3 protein-coding genes are annotated in these 2,926 nt (G+C 48.7%); 2 read left to right on the plus strand and 1 reads right to left on the minus strand.

The features are described 5' to 3' along the window. Nucleotides 1–107: 107 nt before the first annotated feature. Nucleotides 108–1,115 (minus strand): AraC family transcriptional regulator, encoded by a 1,008-nt coding sequence (locus CAG65_RS03825; RefSeq protein WP_021704876.1) that lies wholly within the window; start codon nt 1,113–1,115, stop codon nt 108–110. A gap of 109 nt (nt 1,116–1,224) precedes the next feature. On the opposite strand from CAG65_RS03825, the gene CAG65_RS03830 reads away from it, so the two are divergent. Together CAG65_RS03830 and CAG65_RS03835 are read left to right on the plus strand one after the other, a co-directional pair. Then, nucleotides 1,225–1,542 carry a hypothetical protein gene (locus CAG65_RS03830; protein WP_021704877.1) on the plus strand — a complete coding sequence of 106 codons (318 nt, stop codon included), beginning with the start codon at nt 1,225–1,227 and terminating at the stop codon, nt 1,540–1,542. Beyond that, the gene (locus CAG65_RS03835; RefSeq protein ID WP_161452293.1) at nt 1,542–2,765 is read left to right on the plus strand and encodes an HlyD family secretion protein; all 1,224 of its coding nucleotides are present in this window, start codon (nt 1,542–1,544) and stop codon (nt 2,763–2,765) included. The genes CAG65_RS03830 and CAG65_RS03835 overlap by 1 nt, the downstream gene beginning before the upstream one ends. Nucleotides 2,766–2,926 lie beyond the last annotated feature (161 nt).

Below are 2,926 nucleotides of genomic sequence, written 5' to 3' on the forward strand. Positions count from 1 at the left end.
CTCAGTGTAGGGGGCATGAGACGCAGAAGTGTAAGCATCAGGTCAGCACAACGTAAGAATATGTTCAATACATAATTAATATCAGTAGTTTAAACCTTAAACCAAATTCAGAATGCGTCCTGAAAACGCTGAATGTATTGCAACGGCGTCAGACCTCGATGACGTTTAAACATACGGTTGAAACTTGTGATGTTGGTGTACCCTAATCGAGCCGCCACTTGATCTAACGGCACATGGCGGCTGATTAACTCTACCGCGACATTGCTCAATACATAGCCACAGACAGTAGAGAAATTCAGCCCACGAGCATGCAGCAGGCGCTGAAAATGTTGCTGAGAAACGCCTAAAATGCCCGAAACCCGCATTAAGTTTGGCAAACCAAAATGACAGCTGTATTTCACCACTTCGTAAATCACTTTGAGCTCATCTTCTGGATCCGGCATGTTAATAAATTCATCCAAATCCGAAAAACTCATCGCCAGTCGATTTTTCGTGACGGTGCGATGCAGCTGAGTGGCCAGGCGTTGATCCGAATGCAACCAAATTTCGGTCCGATAATGATTCCACCCTACTTCGCAGCCAAAGTAGGCCTGATACGCCGCTTTATTCACGCGGCTTCCGGAGAGCATCACTCGCTTTGGCACAAACCCTTTCCCCAGATACTCACGCAGGACTTTCATCATGAAAACGGCCACACGCACACTATCATGAACCTTGACGTCAGATGAGACATACGTGTTGTCGTAGTACCACTTAATCAGCGACCCCTTCTGTTCACCCGCCATAAACGCCCCCGACTGTAAACTGCGTATACCGTAATTGATACGGCGGATCGTGGACGACAAGTCGTGACCGGAAAACATCCAACGTCCGGCCGCCCCCAGACGGCCAAGTTCAATGTTCTGGGTAACATTGAGTACGATGTCCGGATCCCCAGTCTTGAATTCCAGCTTCAACAACCAACGGCTCATTTCCGACACCGGGATCAAGTTCATCGGGTTATGAAAAACGCTATCCGGGATCCCAAGCGCCTGCTCGTCTAGCCCATATCGGATCATGGCCGTGTCATGGATGTTTTTAATCCCTAACGCGCGAATAAAGCGGACACTTTTCATGGCATCAATTAAATCAAAATAAGTTAAATTTTGATTTAATTTGTCACAGACAATGGATTTCTTCAACGACTTCGCACAATGAGCTCGATTTTATTTAAAGGAGAAATCAATGAGTCTGTTCAGTGTTCCGTTTGTGGAAACCACAGCAGATACAGTACTGCACGTCATGGCTACCGTGGTTCTGGTTGGCTCTATCGGTGCGGCGTTGTATGGCTTCTGGAAGATACATGAATTGCCGATCAACAAAGCGCACAGTAAAGAACATCATCAACTTGGTCTGATCACGGCCTTAACGTGGATCGGTTTTATCTGGCATTGGGTCTGGGTGCTCGCCGTCATTCTGGCGTTCGTTGATCTGGATAAGGGCATCGTCTATCTGCGCGACACCTGGCGACATGCGCCAAGCCAAAGTAAGGAGGAGCACTGATGCTGGAAGGATTGGCCGTCTGGTCCTTGTTCATTTACCTGCTGCGTCTGGTCGGCATGCCATGGAACAAGCTCACCAAAACGTTCGCTTATCTCGGTGGGTTTAGCTGGCTGATGTTTGTCTGGGTCGGCTTAATCAATTTCGCGCCGATGGATTTATCCGGCGGCTCTGTCGTGCAATCCCCGCATATTCAGTTGCGCCCGGACTCGATCAACATCAACGGCAAAGTCAAAACCATTTATATCCAACCCAATCAGGTCGTCAAAAAAGGGCAGCCTATTTACGATTTGGATGATGCGCCCTATCAAATTGCACTGAAGCAGGCACAAGTCAGTGCGCAAGCCGCACAAATCGCACTCGATAACGCCCGAGAAGACATCACGGTCGCCAAAGCCAATGCTCAGGCAGCAGAGCATGATGTCACGACCTCCGAAAGTGAACTGGCAGCGGCTAAAGTGGATTATGACTTGCAAAAAAAGATGCTGGCACGTTATCAAGCGCAAAATCGCGCGGTTCACAACACCATTACAGAAAGCGATATCGACCAACAAACCACAACCGTGGCGCTGGCCAGACAAAAGATTTCTACGTTGAGCGCCCAGCTGGCCAAAAAGAGAGCCGATGCAGAGAAAGCCAGGTTGGATATCCGTAAATCACAACTGACTGTGCGGTCGCGAGATGCTGACCGGCGCAGCGCGCAACAGCAAATCGCTAAAGCTAAATGGGATCTGGACAGCACAAAAGTACACGCTCCAGCCGATGGCTTTGTCACTAACTTTATTTTACGCGAGGGCCAGCTCATTTCGCGGTTGCCACGCTTGCAGATGTACACCAACGAAAAGTACGTGCTAATGCGTGTCAATCATCAGGCGATACGAAATGTCAAAGCAGGTCAGGCGGCCGAATTCGCTACCTCTGTGTATCCCGGCAAAATTTTCTCCGCCAGGGTCGAAGGCATTGTCGAAGCCACCGGAGAATCACAAGGCAACCTGCTGGGTTTTGATCAAAACGTGCGTGCCACAACAGGAAAAAACCTGCAGAATAAACATCACTTTGTCCGGCTTAAAATCGAAGAGCCTGATGAGTATGACATCCCTGTCGGCTCTGTCGGGCTGGCCTGGATCAGCGCAGAAAAACCCATTTCATTCATGGCGTTCCTCGACGTGATCCGCGGCATCATTCTAAGAATGAAATCCCAGCTGTACTTTTTCTATTCAATCTGAGCACATCCCTCAGCAAAACGCGTCGGCCTGGCCGGCGCTTTTTCCTTCCCCGCGCGACCACCGTTCATCAACATTTATAAAAACAGTTCAAATTGGTCGAAAAACACACACATTTAATTTGATATCTAACTTTTAAAACCTATTCACCCCCAGTAAAAACG

Source organism: Vibrio sp. V39_P1S14PM300, assembly GCF_009904765.1.
Taxonomy (GTDB): domain Bacteria; phylum Pseudomonadota; class Gammaproteobacteria; order Enterobacterales; family Vibrionaceae; genus Vibrio; species Vibrio proteolyticus.

What these genes read in the sequence shown, in the direction of transcription:
- CAG65_RS03825 (WP_021704876.1), bottom strand. Translation starts at nt 1,115, where the DNA reads ATGAAAAGTGTCCGCTTTATTCGCGCGTTAGGGATTAAAAACATCCAT.
- CAG65_RS03830 (WP_021704877.1), top strand. Translation starts at nt 1,225, where the DNA reads ATGAGTCTGTTCAGTGTTCCGTTTGTGGAAACCACAGCAGATACAGTA.
- CAG65_RS03835 (WP_161452293.1), top strand. Translation starts at nt 1,542, where the DNA reads ATGCTGGAAGGATTGGCCGTCTGGTCCTTGTTCATTTACCTGCTGCGT.